At 64.5% G+C, this 22,296-nt stretch carries 22 protein-coding genes and 1 pseudogene; 8 read left to right on the top strand and 15 right to left on the bottom strand.

The genetic code is table 11. The features are described from left to right. Positions 1-3: 3 nt before the first annotated feature. A complete protein-coding gene (locus ACNHGR_RS00355; protein ID WP_278374499.1) occupies positions 4-2,706 on the bottom strand; it encodes a TonB-dependent receptor domain-containing protein in 2,703 nt (900 codons plus the stop codon). Between the two features lie 738 nt (positions 2,707-3,444). Next, positions 3,445-4,011 (bottom strand): TetR/AcrR family transcriptional regulator, encoded by a 567-nt coding sequence (locus tag ACNHGR_RS00350; protein WP_015449258.1) that lies wholly within the window; start codon positions 4,009-4,011, stop codon positions 3,445-3,447. A 69-nt stretch (positions 4,012-4,080) separates the two neighbouring features. Here ACNHGR_RS00350 and ACNHGR_RS00345 point away from each other — a divergent pair, with 69 nt between their 5' ends. Both ACNHGR_RS00345 and ACNHGR_RS00340 read left to right on the top strand, forming a co-directional pair. Further along, positions 4,081-4,911, top strand: coding sequence for an SDR family oxidoreductase (locus ACNHGR_RS00345; RefSeq protein WP_037479754.1), 831 nt, complete (start codon positions 4,081-4,083; stop codon positions 4,909-4,911). Between the two features lie 611 nt (positions 4,912-5,522). Then, positions 5,523-5,825: pseudogene (locus tag ACNHGR_RS00340) on the top strand (CorA family divalent cation transporter); the annotation flags it as partial. 62 nt (positions 5,826-5,887) lie between these two features. Here ACNHGR_RS00340 and ACNHGR_RS00335 read toward each other — a convergent pair. From ACNHGR_RS00335 to ACNHGR_RS00295, 9 genes are all read right to left on the bottom strand, one after another. After that, on the bottom strand, positions 5,888-6,295 hold the full coding sequence (locus ACNHGR_RS00335) for a response regulator (RefSeq protein WP_016743851.1): 408 nt from the start codon (positions 6,293-6,295) through the stop codon (positions 5,888-5,890). 81 nt (positions 6,296-6,376) lie between these two features. Continuing rightward, complete coding sequence (locus ACNHGR_RS00330) at positions 6,377-7,000, bottom strand: response regulator transcription factor (protein WP_015449255.1); 624 nt, start codon at positions 6,998-7,000, stop codon at positions 6,377-6,379. Further along, on the bottom strand, positions 6,990-8,525 hold the full coding sequence (locus ACNHGR_RS00325; RefSeq protein ID WP_030089528.1) for a PAS domain-containing sensor histidine kinase: 1,536 nt from the start codon (positions 8,523-8,525) through the stop codon (positions 6,990-6,992). The genes ACNHGR_RS00330 and ACNHGR_RS00325 overlap by 11 nt, the downstream gene beginning before the upstream one ends. A gap of 58 nt (positions 8,526-8,583) precedes the next feature. Next, positions 8,584-9,057: a DUF305 domain-containing protein gene (locus ACNHGR_RS00320; RefSeq protein ID WP_015449253.1), complete on the bottom strand. Its 474-nt coding sequence runs from the start codon at positions 9,055-9,057 to the stop codon at positions 8,584-8,586. A 90-nt stretch (positions 9,058-9,147) separates the two neighbouring features. After that, positions 9,148-10,335 (bottom strand): copper resistance protein B, encoded by a 1,188-nt coding sequence (locus ACNHGR_RS00315; protein ID WP_015449252.1) that lies wholly within the window; start codon positions 10,333-10,335, stop codon positions 9,148-9,150. Next, complete coding sequence (locus ACNHGR_RS00310; RefSeq protein ID WP_015449251.1) at positions 10,332-12,284, bottom strand: copper resistance system multicopper oxidase; 1,953 nt, start codon at positions 12,282-12,284, stop codon at positions 10,332-10,334. Before ACNHGR_RS00310 ends, ACNHGR_RS00315 begins: the two co-directional genes overlap by 4 nt. Before the next feature lie 67 nt (positions 12,285-12,351). Continuing rightward, a complete protein-coding gene (locus ACNHGR_RS00305; RefSeq protein WP_017501305.1) occupies positions 12,352-12,918 on the bottom strand; it encodes an RNA polymerase sigma factor in 567 nt (188 codons plus the stop codon). Beyond that, entirely contained in the window at positions 12,915-13,355 is a 441-nt protein-coding gene (locus ACNHGR_RS00300; RefSeq protein WP_026109207.1) for a periplasmic heavy metal sensor, read from the bottom strand. Before ACNHGR_RS00300 ends, ACNHGR_RS00305 begins: the two co-directional genes overlap by 4 nt. Further along, positions 13,355-13,624: a hypothetical protein gene (locus ACNHGR_RS00295; RefSeq protein ID WP_037447996.1), complete on the bottom strand. Its 270-nt coding sequence runs from the start codon at positions 13,622-13,624 to the stop codon at positions 13,355-13,357. Before ACNHGR_RS00295 ends, ACNHGR_RS00300 begins: the two co-directional genes overlap by 1 nt. A 132-nt stretch (positions 13,625-13,756) precedes the next feature. Here ACNHGR_RS00295 and copC point away from each other — a divergent pair, with 132 nt between their 5' ends. From copC to cueR, 5 genes are all read left to right on the top strand, one after another. Next, positions 13,757-14,134, top strand: a complete 378-nt coding sequence (gene copC / locus ACNHGR_RS00290) for a copper homeostasis periplasmic binding protein CopC (protein ID WP_007406420.1) — start codon at positions 13,757-13,759, stop codon at positions 14,132-14,134. A 4-nt stretch (positions 14,135-14,138) separates the two neighbouring features. After that, positions 14,139-15,083 carry a copper homeostasis membrane protein CopD gene (gene copD, locus ACNHGR_RS00285; RefSeq protein WP_037448002.1) on the top strand — a complete coding sequence of 315 codons (945 nt, stop codon included), beginning with the start codon at positions 14,139-14,141 and terminating at the stop codon, positions 15,081-15,083. A gap of 36 nt (positions 15,084-15,119) precedes the next feature. Continuing rightward, complete coding sequence (locus ACNHGR_RS00280) at positions 15,120-15,794, top strand: class I SAM-dependent methyltransferase (protein WP_020820524.1); 675 nt, start codon at positions 15,120-15,122, stop codon at positions 15,792-15,794. A gap of 107 nt (positions 15,795-15,901) precedes the next feature. After that, entirely contained in the window at positions 15,902-18,259 is a 2,358-nt protein-coding gene (locus ACNHGR_RS00275) for a heavy metal translocating P-type ATPase (RefSeq protein ID WP_020820525.1), read from the top strand. Next, on the top strand, positions 18,256-18,654 hold the full coding sequence (gene cueR, locus ACNHGR_RS00270; RefSeq protein ID WP_475283822.1) for a Cu(I)-responsive transcriptional regulator: 399 nt from the start codon (positions 18,256-18,258) through the stop codon (positions 18,652-18,654). The genes ACNHGR_RS00275 and cueR overlap by 4 nt, the downstream gene beginning before the upstream one ends. A 26-nt stretch (positions 18,655-18,680) precedes the next feature. Here cueR and ACNHGR_RS00265 read toward each other — a convergent pair whose 3' ends face one another. The 4 genes from ACNHGR_RS00265 to ACNHGR_RS00250 form a co-directional block, all read right to left on the bottom strand. After that, positions 18,681-19,316 carry a response regulator transcription factor gene (locus ACNHGR_RS00265; protein ID WP_021235673.1) on the bottom strand — a complete coding sequence of 212 codons (636 nt, stop codon included), beginning with the start codon at positions 19,314-19,316 and terminating at the stop codon, positions 18,681-18,683. A gap of 717 nt (positions 19,317-20,033) precedes the next feature. Continuing rightward, positions 20,034-20,516, bottom strand: coding sequence for a response regulator (locus ACNHGR_RS00260; RefSeq protein ID WP_076605464.1), 483 nt, complete (start codon positions 20,514-20,516; stop codon positions 20,034-20,036). A gap of 142 nt (positions 20,517-20,658) precedes the next feature. After that, positions 20,659-21,078 (bottom strand): hypothetical protein, encoded by a 420-nt coding sequence (locus tag ACNHGR_RS00255; protein WP_037474043.1) that lies wholly within the window; start codon positions 21,076-21,078, stop codon positions 20,659-20,661. After that, on the bottom strand, positions 21,075-21,629 hold the full coding sequence (locus ACNHGR_RS00250) for a diguanylate cyclase domain-containing protein (protein WP_037474040.1): 555 nt from the start codon (positions 21,627-21,629) through the stop codon (positions 21,075-21,077). Before ACNHGR_RS00250 ends, ACNHGR_RS00255 begins: the two co-directional genes overlap by 4 nt. Before the next feature lie 103 nt (positions 21,630-21,732). On the opposite strand from ACNHGR_RS00250, the gene ACNHGR_RS00245 reads away from it, so the two are divergent. Next, positions 21,733-21,987, top strand: coding sequence for a helix-turn-helix domain-containing protein (locus tag ACNHGR_RS00245; RefSeq protein ID WP_037474038.1), 255 nt, complete (start codon positions 21,733-21,735; stop codon positions 21,985-21,987). Positions 21,988-22,296 lie beyond the last annotated feature (309 nt).

Raw genomic sequence — 22,296 nt, 5'->3', positions numbered from 1 at the left:
CCTTCAGAACGCGGTTCGGAAGCCGGCGTAGAAGCGCCGTCCGAGCAGATCATAGGTCATCGTGTCGGTGTTGGCATCGGTGAAGCTCTGGATATAGGGCGCCTTGCGGTCGAACAGATTATCGGCCCCGATCTGGAAACGTGTCTTCTCGTCGATCGCGAAGGCAAGCTGAAGATTGTGGTAGAAGACGTTCGGCGTGCGGTAGCCGATGTCGCCGGCCGATGCGTTGAAGTCGGTCGCCTTGCCGATCCATTGTGTCGACCAGGTCGCGCTGATGCCGTCCTTTTCCGCCGTCAGCACGCCATAACCACGCCATTTCGGATAGCCGCCATTGCCGCCCCCGATAAACCCGTCGAAATAGATCGGCGCGCCGCCGGGGAAGGGGTTTACGACATATTTGTTGAGATAGGTCATGTTGAGATCCAAGGAGATCTTCACCTCGCCCACCGCACCACTGTACACCAGACCCAGATCGAGACCATTCATCTCCTCGCGGCCGGTGTTGATGGGCTGGGCGGAGAGGTAAGTGACCTCGCCGGTCAGCGCGCTGCGCGTAAAGTCGCTGCAGAACGGGTGCGACAGGTTCTGGCTCGCATAGCAGACTGCGAGCTTGGTCGAGCCGGGAATGGCCCGGATCGCGTCCTTGATCTTGATGTCGAACCAGTCTGCCGTCAGCGACAACCCTGGGATGATGCCGCGCGGCGATATCACCGTACCAACGGTCCAGGTCGTGGAGCTTTCGGGCCGAAGGCTCTGGTTACCGCCCACTGTGGTGAGGATCGTGGTGCCGAGCTGCGTATAGTTGGCCGGCACACCGGACGCCTGACAATTGGCGATCAAGGTCACGTTGCCGCTGGAGGTGTAGCGCGAGCAGGGATCGGTCGTGGTCAGATTGCCTTCCGAGACGCCGCCGAAAAGCTCCGGCACGTTGGGAAGGCGAAAGCCCGTCCCATAAGTGCCGCGCAGACGGATGCTGTCATTGACTACCCAGTCGGCACTGAGCTTGTAATTCCAGTCGCTCCCGAAGAGATTATAGTCTGAGTAGCGGACTGCGCCATCGAGCGTGAGCGCCTTGGCGAAAGCTGTGTTGGCAAGCACCGGCACCGATAGCTCGAGATAGGCTTCCTTGGCGGTGCTCGAGCCCGAAATAGGATCCTGCTGATTGACGTTCGCCACGCCGAGCACCGTCAACGGGTCGGGATCGCGCCAGCCTTTTTCGCGCCGATAGACCACGCCGGTGGCGAAGGACACCGCGCCGGCTGGAAGGGAGAAGAGATCGCCGTTGAGGTCAGCCGTGACCGTGCCGAGTTCGTTGCCTCCGCGATCGCGCGAGGTGAACAGAATATAATCCAGAACCTGAGGTGTCAGGTCTCCGAACCCAAGATAGTCACCGCAGGGGATGGCCGCGCCCGCCGTGCTGGAGCATTTGCTCCTGTCGAGCGTGTTCGCGACGCGCTCGAGATTGGCGATGTTGGTCGAGCCGTCGACGGCCGTGTTACGCCCGAAGCTGCCCGCGACTTCCCAGGCCCAGTCGTTCGCCAGCTTGCCGCGCAGCCCGAAGGTGCCTTGCCAGGTATCGGTCTCCTGGAAGAAGTGGCGCGCGCCGGGTTCGGCGAGGCGGCGCTGGGCCAGGACCAGGTTCTGGCCGGTCGGATTGGTCGGATTGCTGGCTGGTATCGAGAGATTGCGCAGCGTGCCGGGTGTCGCGATCTGATTCGACTTGCGGAACGTATAGAGGAACTCGCCGAACGCCTGGATACCGTCGGTCAGCGCATAGTCCGCGAAGAAGGCCGTGCTGACGCGCTCGACTGGGCTGACCGCATTGAGAAACGGGTTCGAGTTGAAGTTGTGCTTGGCGGGACTGTAAGGCTCGTAGAAGTTCCCGTTCCCTCCGGGTACCTGGTTGAAGTTGATCTGTTGGCCGTTGGGCAGCACCGCGCGTCCGCCGATCGTCGAGGCGCTGTTGACGCAGCTCAGCGAGCCCGGCGTCGTTTCAGCGAGCGAGCAGGGCGCACGCGAGGCCATGTTGACGGCGCTGGTCTTCTGGTAGGTGACTGCTGCCATGAACCCGCCACGATCGTTGCGAATGCCCCAAAGTAGGTCCGCGGTGAGATCGGAGCCGTCGCCGCGCTCGGTAATGCCTTGTCGGACGCTGAGACCCAGGCCTTCATAATCGGTGCGCGTGACAAGGTTGACCACGCCGGCCATGGCATCGGCCCCGTAGATAGCGGACGCGCCATCCTTGAGGACATCGGTGCGTGCCAGCGCCACGACCGGGATCATGTTGAGATCGGGTGAGGAATTGGCGCCGGTGCCGCCCGCGACGAGGCGTCGGCCGTTGAGGAGCACGAGTGTGCGCTTGATGCCGAGGCCGCGCAGATTGACCTGAGCAGTGCCATAACCGTTGTTGGTCCAGTAGGCCGATGTCTGGTTGCCCGCGAAGCCGGCATTGGCCGGCAAACGCTGCAAGGCGGTTTCGATATTGACGATGCCGGTATTTTGGATCTGCTCGGCGGTGACCACGGTGGCCGGTCCAACCCCGGCCAGATCCTGCCGACGGATTCGTGAGCCGGTAACGACGATGTCGCTGTCATCCCCCAGGACTTGTGCTTTTGGCTGCGGTGTCGGATCGGCCTGAGCGAGAGCCGGCGCGGCGTAGCCCGCGACGATGGCGGCGCTGCCGAGCAGGGCCATCCTGATGGTCATGTGCAATCCCCCTGACGTTTTAGAACAGCCACAGACAAAATCAGTTGTATATACAGGTCAACAGTATTTTTCCTGTTTTTCCAATACCTTATTCTCGTGAAATTTAGATATAGATATAGCTATAATACGCACGCCAGACGTCGAACCCTCATGACTGAAGAGATATTTTTGCGAGCGCTCATTTGCAAAGCTGCTGAGATAGGAGATAGAATATCATATCGTAATACAGCCTCGCACGCTTCGATTTGATGATCGGGACATTTGGCCGGCAAGAATGCGAAGCGGCATGATCACATGTTATTGGTGTCGGCGTGATATACCTAGGTATAGCGCTAGAGATGCTCCGGGAACATTAGTCCTTTGCTGAGCTTGCACGCGCCAGGGAAAGTAATACCGATGCGGACCGCATTTGATCCTCGTTTCCTGGATGTGTCGCGCCTTCTTCCGGATTGAGCCGCAGGTTCGCCTTTTGAGGCAGATGAAACGACTCCTGACGAAACGTCGTGCGACGAGTCCGGCGACCTGAGATCGTCGCGCAGCCACTGGGTCACTTGGCGATGATCCAATCCGGTTCGGCAGTGGCGGCGCAGTCCTCGAACGTCGATCGCATCCGCGGAGCCGACGGGCCGGCTTGTGCATGAGCCGCCCTGATTTTGCCGCTGGGCAGTACGGCAGGTTGCGAAAAATGCTTGCTGTGTCCCGGTCGGCGCGCGGGCGTGCAGCTCGCGCCTCGCACGATCACACGCGCAGCAGTCGCCCCACCGCCCGCATGATCGTCGCCCGGCGCGCCGCGTGCTCGGCAGCGTCGCGTGCAGCTCCGGTCATGCACCAGAGCTGGGTGAGGGCGGCGACAAGCCGGACGACATCCAGGGGCGTGAAGTCGGCGACGATCCGCCCCTCGGCCTGCGCCGCTGCGATCCCGTCCAGCTTCTCCCCGAGAAGGACCTCGCCGGCCGGGAGCATCAGAACATCCTGGCCACGCTCCAAATGATGCCAGGTCAGCAGCCTCCACAGGCGCGGGCGTTCGACCAGCAAGTCATAGGTGCGCCCCGCATAACCCTCAAGATCATTGGGATCGAAGCGATCGGCCTGCGCCGCGTCCATCACTTCCTGCGTCAGCGCGGCATCGAAGAGCGCCTCCTTGTCCCCGAAATAGGTGTAGAGCATCGGCTTGCTGATACCCGCCGCCTGCGCAATCCGGTCGATCCGCGCGCCCGCCAGCCCATGGGACGCGAACTCCTCGGTCGCTGCAGCCAGGAGCGTCTCGCGGCTCTGTGCGGCATTCCGCCGGGTTCGTTGCTTCATCACACCTCCAAGCATTGACGCATTCCAGGTTTCAAGTTACCTACCAGTTGGTAATATATGGAGTAACATATGTCCAATCACTGGTTTCTCACGGGCGCGTCCAGCGGCATCGGCCGCCATCTGGCCGAACTGATCCTGGCCGCTGGCGACGACCTTACCGCGACGGCCCGCAAGCCCGAAAGCCTCGATGATCTCGCGGCGAAATATCCGAGCCAGCTGCGCGTCGAAGCGCTCGACGTCACGGTCAAGGACGATATTGCTGCGGTCGTGGCCCGGGCGCAGGCGCGTCGACCCGTCGATATTCTGGTCAACAACGCCGGCGGCGGCGTGATCGGCGCCACCGAAGAGATGTCGGACGCCGAGGTCGAAGGCCAGATCGCGCTCAATCTCATGGCGCCCATCCACATCACCCGCGCCTTTGTCCCCGCCATGCGGCTGCGCGGGAGCGGCCGGATCATCCAGATCTCCAGCGCTAGTGGTCAGGGCTCGCTTCCGACGAGCAGTCTCTATCATGTGGCCAAATGGGGCCTGGAGGGCTTCAGCGAATGCCTCCGCCAGGAGCTTGAACCCTTCAACCTGTTCGTGACGCTGATCGAGCCGGGCGGGGCGCGCACCAGCTTCAGCCACAATCTGCAATTCGCCAGCGAGATCGCCGCGTATCGCGATACGCCCGCCGGCCATATCCGCAAGATGTTCGAGACCGCCGGAAACGAGCTCTACACGCTCGACCCGCAAAAGATCGCGCAAGCGATCGTTGATGTCGCAACCAGCGACCATCCGCCGCTGCGCGTGACTCTGGGGGGTGACGCTTTCGGCGTTGTCCAGGCGGCGCTGCAATCGCGGCTCGCCTTTCTGCAGTCCCAGGAAGCGCTCGCGCGCTCGGTCGCTTTCGACAGTTGAGCTTTTCCGTCTTCCAGCTTTCGTCTCCGCGCGGTGCGACGCGCCTCACCGGGGCCCGGCAACCCTGTCGTCAGCGCCGTTATCCGATACTTAGGTATAGTCATCCGACACGATTGCAGAGGCGCCACACGGGCAATCGCTTGGTACCATCGCAAGAGAGGAAAACCCTCGCGGTCGCCAATCAAGGGTGCGCAGACCTTCGCAGTCTGCGTGCCCTTGATGTGGCAGCGCGCCGCCCAGCCACGCGCGTCATGAACGGGAGCGGCCTTCTGCGAAACCCAACGCTCCGCCGCATTTTCTATAAGCTCTCGCTCGAATTGCTGCGCGCCGCCTTCTTCTTCCTGCGATTGGGCTTGAAGAATGACGAGTGTTTGTGCGCGCGTCTCAATAGGCGAGGCACACGGCTTCCGGTCGCCGCCGCCGTTCTTTGTCACAATGGCAAACGGCTACGGCCGGCGACCCTGATCGATCCGGCGTGCGAGCACGTCGGCAAGGATGACTTCGTGTGGATCAAAATGTCCCAGCCCAGCGAAACAGAACTTGCCGACATCGCCGGGAATTACGGCCTTCACCCGCTTGCCATGGAAGGTGCCGACAACGGCCACCAGATTTCGAAGCTCGACGATCACATGCTCAGGGTTGAGAGCGCCATCACCGGCATCCGCGACATCCTGATCTCGGTGTTCGAGGCGAGTCACCTGCTCGAACAGCAGCGCCAAGGTGCGATCACCCGTTAGCTTGCCGCCCGGGCTGCGATCCTCGCGGTGCCTACCGCGATTGCCGGAATCTACGGCATGAATTTCGAGAATATGCCCGAACTGAAGACGCAATGGGGATATTTCGTCATCCTCGGCGTCATCGCTGCGGTCTGCATTGGGCTCTACATCCGGTTCAAACGTAGCCACTGGCTTTGACGGCGCAGATCGGCTTTCCACATCGCGCCGGGCTGAGGCTGCCGGGGGCCGGCCGCCACAATTCAATGCTTTCGAAGCGTCTCGATGCGGTGCCGGTCCAACGCTTCGAGCAAAGCCCTGCCGATCAGCGGCTTTGCGAGAACATGATCGAAGCCCGCCTCAGCGGCCCGCGAGGCCAGCAGCGTGTCATGAAAGCCTGAGATCATGATCGCGCGTCCCGACCATCCGATCTCGCGAAGGTGACGCAGCATCGCGAATCCGTCGATGTCGGGCATGCGATAGTCGAGGATGACGCAGTCTGCCTCCTTCGCGCGGGGGTCGGCCAACAGCGCGTGGCCGGTCGTATATCCCCACACGGCATAGCCGCGCGATCTCAGCAGCAGCTGGAGGCCACGCCGCACGCCGGGATCGTCGTCGGAGACGAGGATGGTGTATCTGCCATCATGCTGAGTGGAACGGACCGATGGCATTGCGAGAAGCGGACACCCGTGTGACGATTGCACCATCGATCGCATATCGCGCCTCGTCCCGTCGCTACGTAGAGGTCGCAGTCACTTCGGCTTGCGGCCCATGCCCGCGGCAAAGGCGATCCGCAGGGCTTCGGACAAATTGCGGACCTCGAGCTTGGCCATCAGGCTCGCGCGATGGACCTCGACCGTTCGCGATGAACAGCCCAGGTCATAGGCGATCGTCTTATTGGGCAGGCCGTTCGCCAGCCCTTCCAGCACTTCACGCTCCCGGGGCGTCAGTGCAGCGACCCGCACGCCGGCTTCAGAGGTTTCCAGAGTGCGAAGGTCGACATCGTCGAGACGCGCGAACGCGCGGCTGACGGCGCCGAGCAGGGCGGCTTTCTCGAAGGGCTTCTCGAGAAAGTCGACCGCGCCGCCTTTCATGGCCTGCACCGCAACCGACACGTCGCCATGGCCGGTCAGGACGATGACCGGCATATTGACCCCGCGTGCTGCCATGGCGGCCTGAATCTCGAGACCGTCCATCTCGGGCATGCGCACGTCGAGGATGACGCAGCCGACGGCCGCCGACTTCGCCTCCTTGAGAAACTCCACGCCCGAGGCATAGGTCACGACGTCGTAGCCCGCGGTCTTGAGCGCAAAGCTCGCCGCCTTGCGGATGCTCTCCTCGTCGTCGACCAGATGGATGACGCGTCTATCCCCCATGTTCCTCCTCCGCCCGCGCATGGATCAAGGTAAAATGAAAGCGCGCGCCGCCGCGGTCGGGGCGCTCCATCCAGATACGGCCCCCATGCGCTTCGATGATGGTCCGGCAGATCGAAAGGCCGAGGCCCATGCCGTCGGCCTTTGTCGACTTGAACGCCGTGAAGAGCTGCTCCCGGACCTCGTCGGCGATGCCGGGGCCGGTATCCTCCACGGTCACCTCGATCAGCCCGTCAGGGCGCAACCTGGTCGCTACCTTGAGGTCGCGAACAGGACACGCCGCCATCGCCTCGATGGCGTTGCGCATCAGGTTGACCAGCACCTGCTGGATCTGCACCCTGTCGACGAGAACCGGCGTCGCGGCGGGATCGACCGCGAAGAAGCTGCGGATGCCGCGCTCGCGTGCACCGACCAGCGCGAGCTCGCTCGCCTCGGCGACAACCTGCGGCAGATCGTGGAGGCTCTTGTCGACCTCGCCGCGGGCGACGAAATCGCGCAGGCGCCGGACGATATGGCCGGCCCGCAGCGTTTCCTGTGCCGCATCATCCATCACCGACCGTAGCGACACGAAGGGTTCGTCGTCCCGCTCGTCGAGCATGTCGCGGATCGTCTCGAGATAGAGCGCGACCGCGGCAAGCGGCTGGTTGAGCTCATGCGCGAGGGTCGAGGCCATCGTGCCCATCGCGCTCAGCCGGGAGACATGGACCAGCTCTGCCTGCAGTTCCTTGAGCCTGAGCTCATCCTGCTCCTTGGCGGTGAGATCCCGGATGAAGCCGGTGAACAACCGCTGCCCGTCTTCACCGGCCTCGCCAACCGACAGCTGCATCGGGAAGGTCGAGCCGTCGCGGCGCTGGCCGACCACGACGCGGCCGAGGCCGATGATCCGGCGCTCGCCGGTCTGGAGATAATGCGCGATATATTCGTCATGCCGGTCGCGATCGGGCTGGGGCATCAGGCAGGAGACGTTGCGGCCGACGAGCTCGGTTTCCGAATAGCCGAACAGGCGTTGGGCGGCCGCGCTGAACGACGTGATGTCGCCGGTCTCGTCGATGATGATCATCGCATCGGGGACGGTCGCCAGGATCGACTGGAGATGCTGCTCGCGGGTCTCGATTGACGCCCGGACCGCCGCCTCGTCGGTGACATCGCGACTGATGCAGGCAAAGCCTCGATGTGCGTCGCCTTCGAACAGGGCGCTGATCGTCAGGCGCGCGAGATACTCCGCTCCGTTCTCGCAGACCCGCCACGCTTCGCGCTCCAGCGTGCCTTCGTGAAGGGCGGCCGCCAGGTCTGCGCACGGGCGGCCGGCCGCAATCTCGTCGGGCGGGTAGAACAGGTCATGGGGCTGTCCCAGGACGCGATCGAGGGGCCAGCATTCGGCACGCTCGCCTTCTTCATTATAGCTCAGCACGATCCCGGCAGGATCGAGCAGCGTCAGGACATGGCCGCCAGCCTGTCGCAGGAACAACGGCGCAAGCCGCACCACCTCCCTGGCAATCTCGTCCGCCCCGCGCCTCGTGTCGACCATCGGCCGGCTCACATACCTGGCCGGGCGCACGTATCCGGGCGTAGCCCGACCGTGCCACTCAGCGCCGCGCGAGTATGGCCTTCATCTCGTCGATTTCCTGCCGCTGCGAGCGCTTGATCGCTTCGCAAAGCCGGATGACTTCCGGATCGCTGAGCTTTGCTTCCTGGCACATCAGGATCGCCCCGGAATGATGCGGGATCATCGAGCGCAGAAAGGCCGTGTCGCCGATCGTGGTCTGGGTGCGGATGAGTGCAAAGCTGCCGAAGAAGGCGACCAGCGACGCGGCGATCAGCGCGATGTTGGCGGCCTTCGACACGAACATGTGTCGCATGGCGAGGATCATCAGCACCACCATCGGTGCGACCATCATCAGCGTCATGTAGAGCATGTTGAGGTTGTTGTAGAAGCTGTCGAGCCCGTCGATCATGACGAACATCACCAGATACATGATGACGCCGCTGATGACGGTCTGAACGGCAAGGCTCCAATAGGCACCCATCTTCCGGGTGTTCATGTGGGACGAATGGTCCATGGCGTATCTCCTTCGCTCGGCGCCGGCCGACCTGGGTATGAGTGTAACGCCCCGCTCTCTTGTTCGCCCCCGCCATCAGCCGTCCTGATGCTAAAACCAGAAGCGAACGCCGGCGACGAAGCTGGTGGCATGGACGTCCTCGCCCGCAAGCCTCGACAGCCGCGCCGTGTCTCCGGCTTTGCGCAGATAGGAAACGCCGATGTAAGGTGCGAACTGGCGGCTGAATTCGTAGCGCAGGCGCGCGCCGAGCTCTATGTTGACCAGCCCCGAACCGATGTCGTTCTCCGGAATATCCTGCGCGGCGAAATTGACCTCGGCGCGCGGCTGCAAGATCAGGCGCTGGGTGATGCGCTGGTCGTAATAGCCCTCGACCCGGCCCAGAACATCGCCCTTGGTCGAGAGGAACAGCGCGCCTTCGACCTCGAACATGCCAGGAGCCAGGCCCTCGACGCCGATCGTCGCGTAGGTGCGGTCGGGCCCGCGGCCGAAGTCCTGGCGGATACCGCCCTGAAGATTGAAATAGGGGTCGATGGCCCGGCTGTAGAGCACCTGCACCTCGGCGCTGTCGATGCCGCGGCCGAACTCGCCTTCGCCCTCGCTCTTGAGCCAGAGGCGGTTGATGTCGCCGCCGTAAAAGCCTTCGCCATCCCAGCGATAGCCATCGCGGCCGCTATGCGCCTGATACTCGAACAGGTTGAGCAGCACCTGCCCGAAATTGTTGCCGCCGCTGTCCTTCATCATGATGTCGCGCGAGCGCGCCATCTCGCCGCCGGGAAAATCCCGATCGGCGAAGTGGTCGCCTGGGGGCGGCGGCGGGGGCGCATTGCCGGCCGGAAGTGCGGTGCCGGTCATTTGCATGCCGGGCATGGCGGGCGTTCCCGGCGTCGCTGTCTGGCCATGCTGCGCATGGTCCATCCCGGGCATGTCGGGCATCGCGCCGTCCTGATGCTGGGAGTGGTCCATGCCCGGCATCTCCGGCATTGCGGGAGACGTGGATTGCGGCTGACCGGCCGCATTTGCTTGCGCCGCGGGAGTGGTCTGGTGCTGCGAATGGTCCATTGCCGGCATGGTGTCCGGCGCTGGCTTCTGAGCGCGCGGCCTGGCAGTGGGCTTGGGGCGCGGCGCGGCGGCCTTGTCCTTCTTTTTCTCCTGCGCCGGCCGCGCCCCGCCCGGCGGCGCCATGCCGGGCATGTCGTGCATCGAATGATCCTGGGCAAAGGCGGGTGCGGCGGCGAGAAGGGCGATCGCGCTCACCAGCGGCGTGAGGATGCGGGTCATTGCGCGTCTCCCTTCGGACGCACGCTCACGACCCGCATCATCCCTGCATGCATGTGGTAGAGGAGATGGCAGTGGAAGGCCCAGTCCCCGACCGCGTCGGCGGTGAAGTCCCAGCTCACCTTGCCGCCGGGCTGGACGATGACGGTGTGCTTGCGCGGCGCATGGTCGCCATGCCCGGTCACCAGCTCGAAGAAATGGCCGTGGATGTGGATCGGATGCCCCATCATCGTGTCGTTGATGAGATTGACGCGCACCCGCTCGCCTTCGATGAACGGGATCGGCTCGTGATGGTCCGACATTTTCTCGCCGTCGAACGACCACATGAACCGCTCCATGTTGCCGGTGAGGTGGATGTCGATGCTGCGGCTCGGCGCGCGCACGTCTGGATTGCGCTCGAGCGCCATCAGATCCTTGTAGACGAGCACCTTGTGGCCGACGTCGGTGAGGCCCTGGCCGGGCTCGCCGGTGCGGTCGACGGGCATCGGCGAGATGGTCTGGACGCTCGGATCGCGCTTCACCTGCGGCGCGTTCGAGAAGTCGCGCATCTTCATCGAACCCATCGCGTGCCCGCCATGATCCATGCCCGCCATCTGGCCATCGGCGCCCATCGCGCCGTGGTCCATGCCGGCCATCGATCCATGATCCATCCCGCTCATCGCGGAATGATCCATCCCCGAATGGTCCATGCCCGCCATGGCGCTGTTGTCCATGGTCGCCATCGCTGCCGCCGCGCCGGTCGCGAGGCGCGCGGACGCGTTCTTCTCGGCCGTCGGATCGACGCCCCGCATAGCGCCGCCCGACATGTCCATGCCTTCCATGCCCGGCATCGAGGACATGTCCATGCCCATGTCCTTCATGTCGGCGAGCGGCCGTTTGCGTAAGGGAGGCACCTCGCCAGCCATGCCGGCGCGCGGCGCGAGCGTGGCACGCGCCATACCCGAGCGGTCGATGGCCTCGCCGACAAGAGTATAGGCCTTGTCCTCGCCTGGGCTGACAACGACGTCGTAGGTCTCGGCGACACCGATCTGGAACTCGTCGACGGTGACGGGCACCACATTCTGCCCGTCGGCCTGGACGATGCTGAGCGGCAGGCCGGGTACGCGGACGTTGAAGGTGGTCATCGCCGACGCATTGATGACGCGCAGCCGCACCCGCTCGCCCGGGGTGAAGAGCGCGGTCCAGTTGTCCATCGGACCATGGCCATTGACGAGATAGGTGTAGGTCGATCCGGTGACATCGGAGATGTCGGCGGGGTCCATCCGCATCTGGCCCCAGTCGAGCCGGTCCTTGAGTGGCTGGTCCTTGCCCGAGAGCAGCCCGGCCAGCGTCTGGCGCTGGAAGTTGAAATGGCCGGGGTTGACCTTGAGACGCCGGAAGATCGCCTGCGGCGAGAGTGCGCTGTGATCGGCGAGCACGATGACATGCTCGCGGTCATAGGCGACCGGATCGGCACCGGCGGGGTCGATGATGATCGGGCCGTAATGGCCTTCCTGCTCCTGCAGGCCCGAATGGCTGTGATACCAGTAGGTGCCGCTTTGCACGACGGGGAACTGGTAGAGGTAGTTCGATCCCGGCTTGATGCCCGGAAAAGACACGCCCGGCACGCCGTCCATATTGGCCGGCAGGATCAGCCCGTGCCAGTGGATCGAGCTGTCCTCCTCGAGTTGATTGACGACGTTGAGCCGCACGCGCTGGCCTTCGCGCAGCCGGATCAGCGGGGCGGGGACCGTGCCGTTGAGACCGATTGCGCGGAACTGGCGCCCGTCGATGCTCATCGACTGCCGGGCGATGGTCAGCGTGATGTCTTCGCCCGACACGGTCGGTAGCGTCGGTCGCATCCCCGGCGAGATGGTCTGCGCCCAGGCAGGCAGCCAGGCTGATAATGCGGCGCCACCACCGGCGAGGGCCGCGCCGCGAAGGAACTGGCGGCGGTCGAGGGCAGAAATCATTCGGTTTGTCTCAGCTTGCGGAAAGAGGGCGGACCTATTGGAAATACGCAGCCCACCCGCCTGCCCCTCAAACTTTCTTCAAACTTTCCGCGAGGCGCGCCCGGGCGCGGTAGAGGCGGGTCTCGACGGCCTTCTGGGAGATGCCGAGGATCTCGGCGGTTTCGGCTTCCGATTTCTCGTCGATCGTCCGCAGGATGAGCGTGTCCTTGAGCGAGGCGGGCAGGGCGGCGATCGCCGTCATCGCCTCGGCGAGTTGCTGTTCGGCATCCAGGGCGCGGTCGGCCGAGGGGGCGTCGTCGACGATATGTTCGGCTTCGCCCAGAGGAAGGGCGAAGGAAAAGAAATTGCGGACCGCACGGCGACGGCGCCAGTCGTGGCATTTGTTGATGACGATCCGCGACATCCAGACCGGGAAGGGCCGCGTCCCATCATAGCGGCTGAGCGCGGAAAAGGCGGCCACGAAGCTCGCCTGAGTGACGTCGAGCGCCTCGTCGGGGCTACCGACATGGCTGCGCACGAGACGGTGTACCCAGCCCTGATGCCGGCGGACCAGCTCGCCATAGGCCGCTTGCCGGCCCCCCAGCGCCAGAGCCGCAAGCTCCCCGTCCGAGCAGTCGGGGAGGTGGAGCGTCATTTTTTCTCGGCCGTCAGCGCTTTCACGACGGCGTCGTCGAACTTCACCGTCTGGTCGGGGCGGAGCACCGCACGCATCGCGAAGATATGCTCGAGCGTTTCCTTCTGCAGCGCGCCCATCGCCTGGTGTGACCGGTCGACGGCGGCGGAGACCTGAGGCCCATAGCCATGTTCCGACCTGATGGCCTGCGCGAGCCATGCATTGTCGGCGCGCAGTTCCGCTTCCAGGGCCTGTCGGCGGATGGCGTAGCGGGCTTCGATAGCCTCGAGCCGTGCATGTTGCGCGCTATCCAGCTTGAGATCGCGATGGAGCAGGTCGTGCAGCTCATTCTCGACAGGGGGCGCCGGCACGACATAGAGCCGGCCGATCACGACCCCCGCTACTGCCGCAACAAACGTCAGCAGCACGAGAAGGAGAAGGCCGCGGCGATCGCGCATCATTGCGCGCTCAGCAGCGTCGAAGGAGCGAGCGCGAGCCGCGCGTCGAAGGGCGATGCCGCAGCATCTGCCGAACGCACTGGCACCGCGGAACCGGCGATGCCGATGAAGAGCGCGACCGCGGCTGCGACACCGAAGGTCGTGGCGCTCAGGCGCGGCATGGCCTGGAGCCGGGCGATCTCGGCCATGACGCGGCTGTCCAGCCCGGCAAGCCGGGGATCGAGGGGGGCTTCCCGCAACCGGCTGAGCATGTCGTCGAGGTGGTCCATGATGTTTCTCCGTCTTCTCTTCTCAATACGCAGGGTGGTCTTCTAACCCTTGTCCGGGAACAAAAAGAAAATTGCGAGGGGTGCAGGTCGCGGCTGCGTATTCTCTCATGTCACTGACAGGAGAATGTCCAAATGCGCTTCTTTTCGCCGCTCGCAGCCATCGCCGCCGTCGGCCTGAGTGTTTCTGCTCCGGCCTACGCCCATCCCAAGCTCGTGTCCTCGACGCCCGCCGCCAACGCCAGCGTCCCGGCGCCGTCGCGTATAACGCTCACCTTCAGTGAAGGTCTGATGCCGAAGCTGTCGGGCGCCGAGATCGTGATGACCGGCATGCCCGGCATGCCCAACCACCGCATGGCGGTAACCGGCTTCAAGACGTCCGTCGAAGGCGACAAGACGCTCGTGCTGACGCTCGCCAAGCCGCTCATGGCGGGCAGCTATCAGGTCGCCTGGCACGTTGTCTCGACCGACACGCACCGCATCCAGGGCAATCTCGCCTTTACCGTCAAGTGACGCCATGAACGACGTGGCACTCGTCGCCGTCCGCTGGGCGCTCTACGTCGATCTCGGCCTGCTGTTCGGCCTGCCGCTGTTCGCGCTCTATGCGCCCGGCGGCGGCCGGATGGTGCAGCGGCATCTGCCGATGGCGGCAATGGTGGCCGGTCTCGCCTGTCTCGCCCTCCTGCTGTCGGCGCTGGGGTTCGCGTTGCAGGCTGCGGCGATGACCGGGCTGCCACTCGCCCAGCCTGATCTTTCCATGGTCGCAGAGCTGTTCAACGGCACTTCCATGGGAACGGCGCTGAAGGCGCGCCTCGTCGCGCTCCTCGTTCTTCTGCTCTGCATCCCCTTCTATCGCCGGCAATCCCGTCCTGCCTTCATCGCCTCCACTCTGGCGGGCGCGGTCGCGCTCGCGACCCTCGCCTGGAGCGGGCATGGCGCGGCCGGCGAAGGCGAGGCGGGCTGGCTGCAACTGCTGGCCGATCTCATCCATCTGCTCGCCGCCGGCGCCTGGGTCGGCGCGCTTGCCGCCTTCCTCGCGCTGGTTCTTCCCAGGCTCGCAACCGATGATGTCGCCGCTGAAGACATGGACCAGGTCACACTGGCCGAGGAAGCCCTGCGGGGTTTCTCCCTCGTCGGCACGATCATCGTCGCCCTGCTGATCCTGACCGGGACGGTGAACGGCTGGTTTCTGGTCGGCCCGGGCAACATCGCCTCGCTCGGTCAGTCGAGCTACGGCCTGCTGCTCATCGCCAAGCTGGTGCTGTTTGGGGGCATGCTGGGCCTTGCCGCGCTCAACCGCTACCGCCTGACCCCGGCACTGGCACAGGCGATCGAGGAAGAGGACGCGCCACGGGCGCAGGCGCTGTTGCGCGCGAGCCTCTTCGTCGAAGGCGGGCTTGCGATCGTCATTCTCGGGCTCGTCGCCTGGCTGGGGACACTATCGCCGCCCATGTCGATGTAGCTTATCGTTTCGGACGCCTCGCGTTGGGAGAAGCCAATGCAATCCTACACCCCGCCGCTCGGGACCGGATCGACGAAAGACTATGATCGCGCGATCCGCCTGTGGACGCGGGAGAAGCGGTGGCGTGCCGCCATGCTCGCCGCCCTGGCGCCCAAAGCCGGTGAGACGGTCGTCGACGTCGGCTGTGGCACCGGCAGCTTCGCGCTGATGCTCAAGCAAGCCGAGCCCAGGACGCAGGTGATCGGTCTCGATCCCGATGCCGAGGCGCTCGACATCGCGCGGCACAAGGCCGCTGCGCGGCAGGCCGATATCGACTGGCGTCAGGGATTTGCCAGGGACGTGGCCCCGGGCACCGCCGACGCTGTCGTATCGAGTCTCGTGCTGCATCAGATGCCGGTCAGGGAGAAGGCGGCAACCCTGCGCGCCATGTTCGCCATGCTGCGCCCGGGTGGCCGCCTGGTGATCGCAGATTATGGCCGCCAGCACGGTCTCATGCGGCTCGCCTTTCGCCTGACCGTGCAGCGACTCGATGGCATCGATGATACCCGACCCAACGCCGACGGCGTGCTCCCCGGCCTGATCGCGGCGGCCGGCTTCAGGCATGTGGCCGAGACGTTTCGGCTCTTGACCATCACCGGCGCGATCGAATTGCTTACCGCGCATCGACCGGCGCAGGCCCAGGGCCTTACGGTTGCGAACGACCTTGGCTGATCCCGGCCGAGCGACCGGGTACGCCGATTTGGCCGCTTAGGCGATTACGTATTGACCCTGACACGGTGTCAGACCCTAGATCGTCAGGCGTCGAAAGGAGCAAGGCGATGAACGAGACACATGGAGCGGCGCATGGCGGCGGTTGCTGCGGCGGCCACGGCGGCGCGAAAGCGGCGACCGGCATCAAGGACCCGGTCTGTGGCATGACCGTCGATCCGGCGACCACCGCGCACCATGCCGATCATGGCGGTGAACGCTATCATTTCTGCAGCGCGGGCTGCCGGGCAAAGTTCATCGCCGATCCCGAGCGCTATCTCGGCCCGCCGGCACCGCCGTTCGCAGCGCCCGTGGGCACGATCTGGACCTGCCCTATGCATCCCGAGATCCGGCAGGACCATCCCGGGTCCTGTCCGATCTGCGGCATGGCGCTCGAACCCGCGACCGTGACCGCCGACAGCGGTCCCAGCCACGAGCTGGTCGATTTCACGCGGCGTTTCTGGGTTGGCCTGGTGCTGGCCCTGCCGGTGCTGATCCTCGAGATGGGGGCGCACCTGTTTCCTGTGATCCATCGCCTCGTGCCGATGTCGACCTCGGTATGGATCCAGTTCGTGCTGGCGACGCCTGTCGTGCTCTGGGCGGGCTGGCCGTTCTTCGAGCGTGGCTGGGCCTCGCTCAAGACCCGCAACCTCAACATGTTCACCCTGATCGCGATGGGGACGGGGGTCGCCTGGATCTACAGCGTCGTCGCGACGCTCGCGCCTCAGCTGTTCCCGCCTGCCTTCCGCGGCGAGGACGGCATGGTTGCCGTCTATTTCGAGGCCGCCGCGGTGATCACCGTTCTCGTGCTGCTCGGCCAGGTGCTCGAACTGCGCGCGCGTGAGCGGACCTCGGGCGCGATCAAGGCGCTGCTCAACCTCGCGCCCAAGACCGCGCGCCGGATCGCCGCCGACGGGAGCGAAGAGGAGATCAGTCTCGATCTGGTCGCGGTCGGCGACCGCCTGCGCGTGCGGCCGGGCGAGAAGGTGCCGGTCGACGGCGTAGTCGAGGACGGCCGCTCCTCGCTCGACGAGTCGATGGTCACCGGTGAATCCATGCCCGTCACCAAGGCCAAGGCCGACACGGTGATCGGCGGCACGCTCAACCAGACCGGTGCGCTGGTGATCGTCGCCGACAAGGTCGGACGCGACACCATGCTTGCGCGGATTGTCCAGATGGTCGCCGAGGCGCAGCGCTCGCGCGCGCCGATCCAGCGCATGGCCGATCAGGTGTCGGGCTGGTTCGTGCCCGTGGTCATCGCGGTTGCGGTGGTCGCGTTTATCGCCTGGGGTATCTGGGGCCCCGAGCCGCGCTTCGCCTATGGGCTGGTGGCGGCGGTCGCCGTGCTGATCATCGCCTGTCCCTGTGCACTGGGTCTCGCCACGCCGATGTCGATCATGGTGGGCGTCGGCCGCGGCGCCGGACTCGGCGTCCTTATCAAGAATGCCGAAGCGCTCGAGCATATGGAGAAGGTCGACACGCTCGTCGTCGACAAGACAGGCACGCTGACCGAAGGCCGCCCTGCCGTCACCCAGGTCGTGCCGGCGCCCGGCTTCGACGAAGCCGAGTTGCTGCGGCTTGCCGCCTCGGTCGAACGGGCTTCCGAACATCCGCTCGCGCTGGCGATCGTCGAGGCTGCGAAGGATCGCGCCATCGCCACGAGCGACGTCACCGACTTCGACTCGCCGACCGGGCGCGGCGCGCTCGGTACGGTCGAAGGGCGGCGCATCGTCCTCGGCAATGCGCGGTTCCTCGCCGACGAGGGCGTCGCCACCGAGGCGCTCGCCGGCCAGGCCGACGCACTGCGACGCGATGGCGCCACCGCAATCTTCATCGGAATCGACGGCACCGTCGGCGGTGCCTTCGCCATCGCCGATCCGGTGAAGGCCACGACGCCAGAAGCGCTCGCCGCGCTCAAGGCGGAGGGTATTCGCGTGGTCATGCTGACCGGCGACAACCGCACGACAGCGGAAGCGGTCGCCCGGCGCCTGGGCATCGACGAGGTCGAAGCCGAGGTGCTGCCCGATCAGAAAAGCGCCGTGGTCGCCAAGTTCAAGCGCGAGGGGCGGGTGGTCGCCATGGCCGGCGACGGTGTCAACGACGCCCCCGCGCTGGCCGCCGCCGATGTCGGCATCGCCATGGGCTCGGGCACCGACGTCGCCATCGAGAGCGCGGGCGTGACCCTGCTCAAGGGCGACCTCACCGGCATCGTCCGGGCGCGTAAGCTCAGCCAGGCGACCATGTCGAACATCCGCCAGAACCTCGTCTTCGCCTTCATCTACAATGTCGCGGGCGTGCCGGTGGCGGCGGGCGCGCTCTATCCGCTGTTCGGCATCCTGCTCTCGCCGATCATCGCGGCCGCCGCCATGGCGCTCTCCTCGGTCAGCGTGGTCACCAACGCGCTGCGACTCAACCGGAAGGCGCTGTGAACATCGGCGAGACGTCTCGGCGGAGCGGCGTCTCGGAGCGGATGATCCGCCATTATGAGAAGATAGGCCTCATCCCGGCGCCGCCGCGCCGGGGTGCGGGCTATCGCGACTATGACGAGCGCGATCTTCATCGCCTGGGGTTCATCGCCAATGCGCGCGATCTGGGGTTTCCGATCGAGGAGATCCGCACTTTGCTCGGCCTTTGGGCGGATACGGGTCGCGCGAGTGGCGAGGTGAAGCGGCTTGCGCTGGCCCGTGCCGAGGAATTCGAGCGCAAGGCGGCAGCGCTGACGGCGCTGCGCGACACGCTGGTCGATCTCGCCGAACGCTGCCACGGCGACGCGCGGCCGGATTGTCCGATCATTGCCGAACTCGCCACGGGCCGATCCGCATAACGTCCGATGTCGCAGGATGGTGAAGCCTAATGGCGATCGTCCTCAGGCGATCCGTTCAGGTCCACAGCAAACGCGATCCGTAGCAAGTCGGGCAAACTTTGGGCTCCCAGTTTGACCATCAGGCTGGCTCGATCCAGCTCGACCGTGCGCGGCGTGGTACCGAGTTCATCTGCGATAAAGCTATTGGGATAGCCTCGCGCAATCCCTCTAAGAACGGCCCGTTCGCGCTGCGTCAGTCTCGCGGCTTTCGACAGCGCGTCGGCCTGTTCTGCGGCACGCCCGGTTATATTCTCCAGCGAGCTGAAGGCGCGGTCGATCGCGCCAAGCAATGCGGCCTTTTCGACCGGTTTGGCGAGAAAGTCGGCAGCGCCCGCCTGCATTGCCTGCACGGCGAGCGTGGGATCGCCATTGCCGGTGAGCATGACGACAGGCATATCAATCCCGCGTCGCGTCAGCTCCACCTGGACCTGAAGGCCGTCCATGTCCGGCATGTGCATGTCGAGGATCACGCAGCCTTTCTTAGCGTCACCCGCGGCCGACAGAAACTCCGGCCCCGAAGCGTAGGCCTCGACGGCGAAGCCGGCGGTACGCAACGTGAATCGCAGTGCCTTTCGGATTGTCTCTTCGTCATCGACGATGTGAACGACGCGCTTGTTCCCCATACTCCTCGGATCGATCTGGAGTGCCGCGCCGCAAAGGCACCGCTATTGGGGAGGCCTCTTACGGGCAGGACCATGGTCCAAGGTCAAGGCCGAAATATTGCCGCAGCAGTTCCAACGGCGCAGGTGCTCGACATCGCCCCGATACGGCGGCTCTTACCACTGGAGTTCGGGCACCTCCGTCTGGTCTCCTGGAAGGGGGGCGCCCCAAAACGCGGCGGCCGAAAACGTACACGCCCTCAACGGGGCTGAACGCGCTACCTGCAAAAAGGGGCGTGAGGCCCAAAAGTGCGTCTGTCGGGCTCGACTTCAGAGCCGCAAAGCTCGGGCACCTGCTGGGGACATAGGAGCCGTTCTAGGCCGAGAATCTGACGTCGCTGACCAATCCTCAGGTCCGGACAAAAATTGGAAACAGTACACATGCGAGAAAATTGTGAGCGGCCAGTCATTCGCTATCCCAAGGACGTACCGGACGCACCCTTTGACGTTTCCCGAGACCGTCGTGCCGGACGTGTGCGACAGTGAACATAGGCGCCGCACCCCATCGACCCCCCTTCTTTTAAACGGCAGTCTATCGCACCCAATGCGTAATCCGACGAGTTTCATTCTCTCGGAAGGTGCATAGCGATAGGTTTGCGCTTATGACGCGCTGCGGCCCTCCAGCGTGTGCGGCTGACCACTCCCGGCGGCAACCTGTTTGTCGCCGGGAGACCAATTGACCTATCGGCGCGGCTCCGGCGCATCGGGATACCGCGCGTCATAGGCGGCCGCATGAGATCCGACGCCAAAGCGCTGGATCGCTGCTTGTTCGGCCGCGATGGCGTGCGCCAGCGTGACGGGCTTGTCGAGTGCATCCGCCTGCGCATGCGCTAGCTCGGCTGCGTGCCATGCCTCAAGAATATCGCCATCCGAAAGAATCGGAACGCCATGCTCCTCCATCAGCACGTCAAGCTGGTGTAGCAACTCGGCGGCGCGATAGGGCTTGGCGATAAAGCCCGCACGGTCGGGTAATGCTTCCGGTTCAGGTCGGACGCGGCCTGAATTTACGAGAACGACCGTTTCGGGCCAGCGCTCCCGGATCGTGCTGGCGAGCGCCAGGCCATCCATGTCGCCGGGCATTTCAATATCGGTCATGACGATCCGAATGTCTTGGCGCTCTTCAAGAATTGTGAGCGCGTCTTGTGCGTCGCACGCCTCGAACACGCGGTATCCCGCATCCTGAGAATTTTGGTCGCGAAGACGCGCACGAGCGGTTCATCCTCGACAACCAGAGCAACACTATAGTCCAGCGCCGGACCTTGCGGTTTCTCCATCAGACTGGTTCCTCTACACCCCCCTTGGCGTCCTAAGTCTCCCCGCGCTGTGCCTCCGCGACGTCGCGGAGGATAGCGCTCCAACACGCGATAAGCAGCCCCTCATCGTCCGATCTCTCGTTGGTCGCGGCCGCGTAGATACCAAGGAGGCGGGCAACTTCATCGACCGGAGCGCCGCCCTGGCGCGCCATCAGCGTGGCGAACATCGCCAGCGCGCCGCCGATCGCGCGTACCAACGCAGGATCGGCGGCAAGCTGCGACGTGGATTCTGGCGTGTCGATGCTGTCGTCCGGCAGCGTGTCACCCGGCTTCATCGGGGAAACCCTTTCAGCGGCATCGATCGCCGCCTGCAAATGGTTCGCCGCGCGATGCTCTCTCGCCTCGTCGAGCATCGCGATAGCTTCGCGCATGAGGGCGATGGCACGCCGGCGAAGCGAAGCCAGATCTTTCATGTCCTGCCCTTGCGGAGGCAGGCCGTGGCCAACACCGGCCTGAGCGCTGGCGGATCGCCGGCCCTGGCGATCTCGACGGCATTCTTACCCGTCTGCCTGGCGCGATACGTTGCCTGACCGGCAAGGTGCATCAATTCGTCAGCGTTGCGCGGGGCATCGGAAGGGATCAGCACCGCCCCCATGCTGCACGTCACCGGATAAGGCGGGCCTGCCAGAACAGTCCTCAGGCGGGCGTGGATGTCCTGTGCGAAGCTCTGGCCTTCGGCGATAGGGCCAAAAATGCTCGGGCCTGTCGGAGGCCCTACCTGCAGGCCAGGCATGACGGCCAGGATCGCTGCAAACACTGCGACGGAATAGCCCTCGCGCGCGCCAAGGCCCCATGCGGATCCACAGATGATCGGCATATAGAGGCGCGCGAACCCGACGGTGGGCACGGCGTGGTCGAGCGCTGCGAGGGCCCCGGTGGCGGCGACGATCGCGAGCCAGATTTTCTCTCGCGAAAGAGCTTCAAGATACCCGGCCAATCGGCCGACAGGCAAATGGCTGTTCATGCGCGTTTTCCAAACTCGGCGAATCTTTCAACTTAGCAGCGGTCCGAAAAATGATACTTAAAACCCGTCGCCTTATAACCATCTTGCAGGCGATTCATGAAGGGTGAAACGCGCCGATCCTGGATGTTTACGTGCTACCGTTGCAGCGAATATCCGCCGATACCGGAAAGCCCTTGGTGTCAGCCAACAGGTCTTCGCCTATGATATCGAGATGGATCGCACCTATTTCGGCGGGATTGAGCGCGGCGAGCGCAATGTTTCGATCGACAATATCGAGCGCATCGCCACGGGATTGAAGATCAGCGCGCATCTTTTGCTGATGCAGCCCGAAATTCTGGCTGTGGAAGCCGATAGCTAGGCGAAATGTGGCCGGGCACGGCCTTTTACTGGCAACGCATGCGTAGCCATATTTCGAAGCTGTGCGGGCCTTGCGCGATGCGCCGGATCGCCGCCAGCATCCTGCGGCGGACAACCCACTGGAAACCTGCCCACGCTGCGCGCAATCTCGGCGTAGCTTTGGCCGCTGACTTTATTCAGCACGAATGTCTCGCGCGCTGCCGGCGTCAATGTGTCGAGAGTGGCCCTCACCACGGTTTCGGTGTCGTCGGCGCTGCCAAGCGCCCATTCGATCGTGATCGCAGCGACTGCTTCGGGGCGGCCCAGTTGA

It is taken from the genome of Sphingobium sp. RS1 (assembly GCF_056156825.1).
This window is presented reverse-complemented; position numbering and strand designations above follow the sequence as displayed.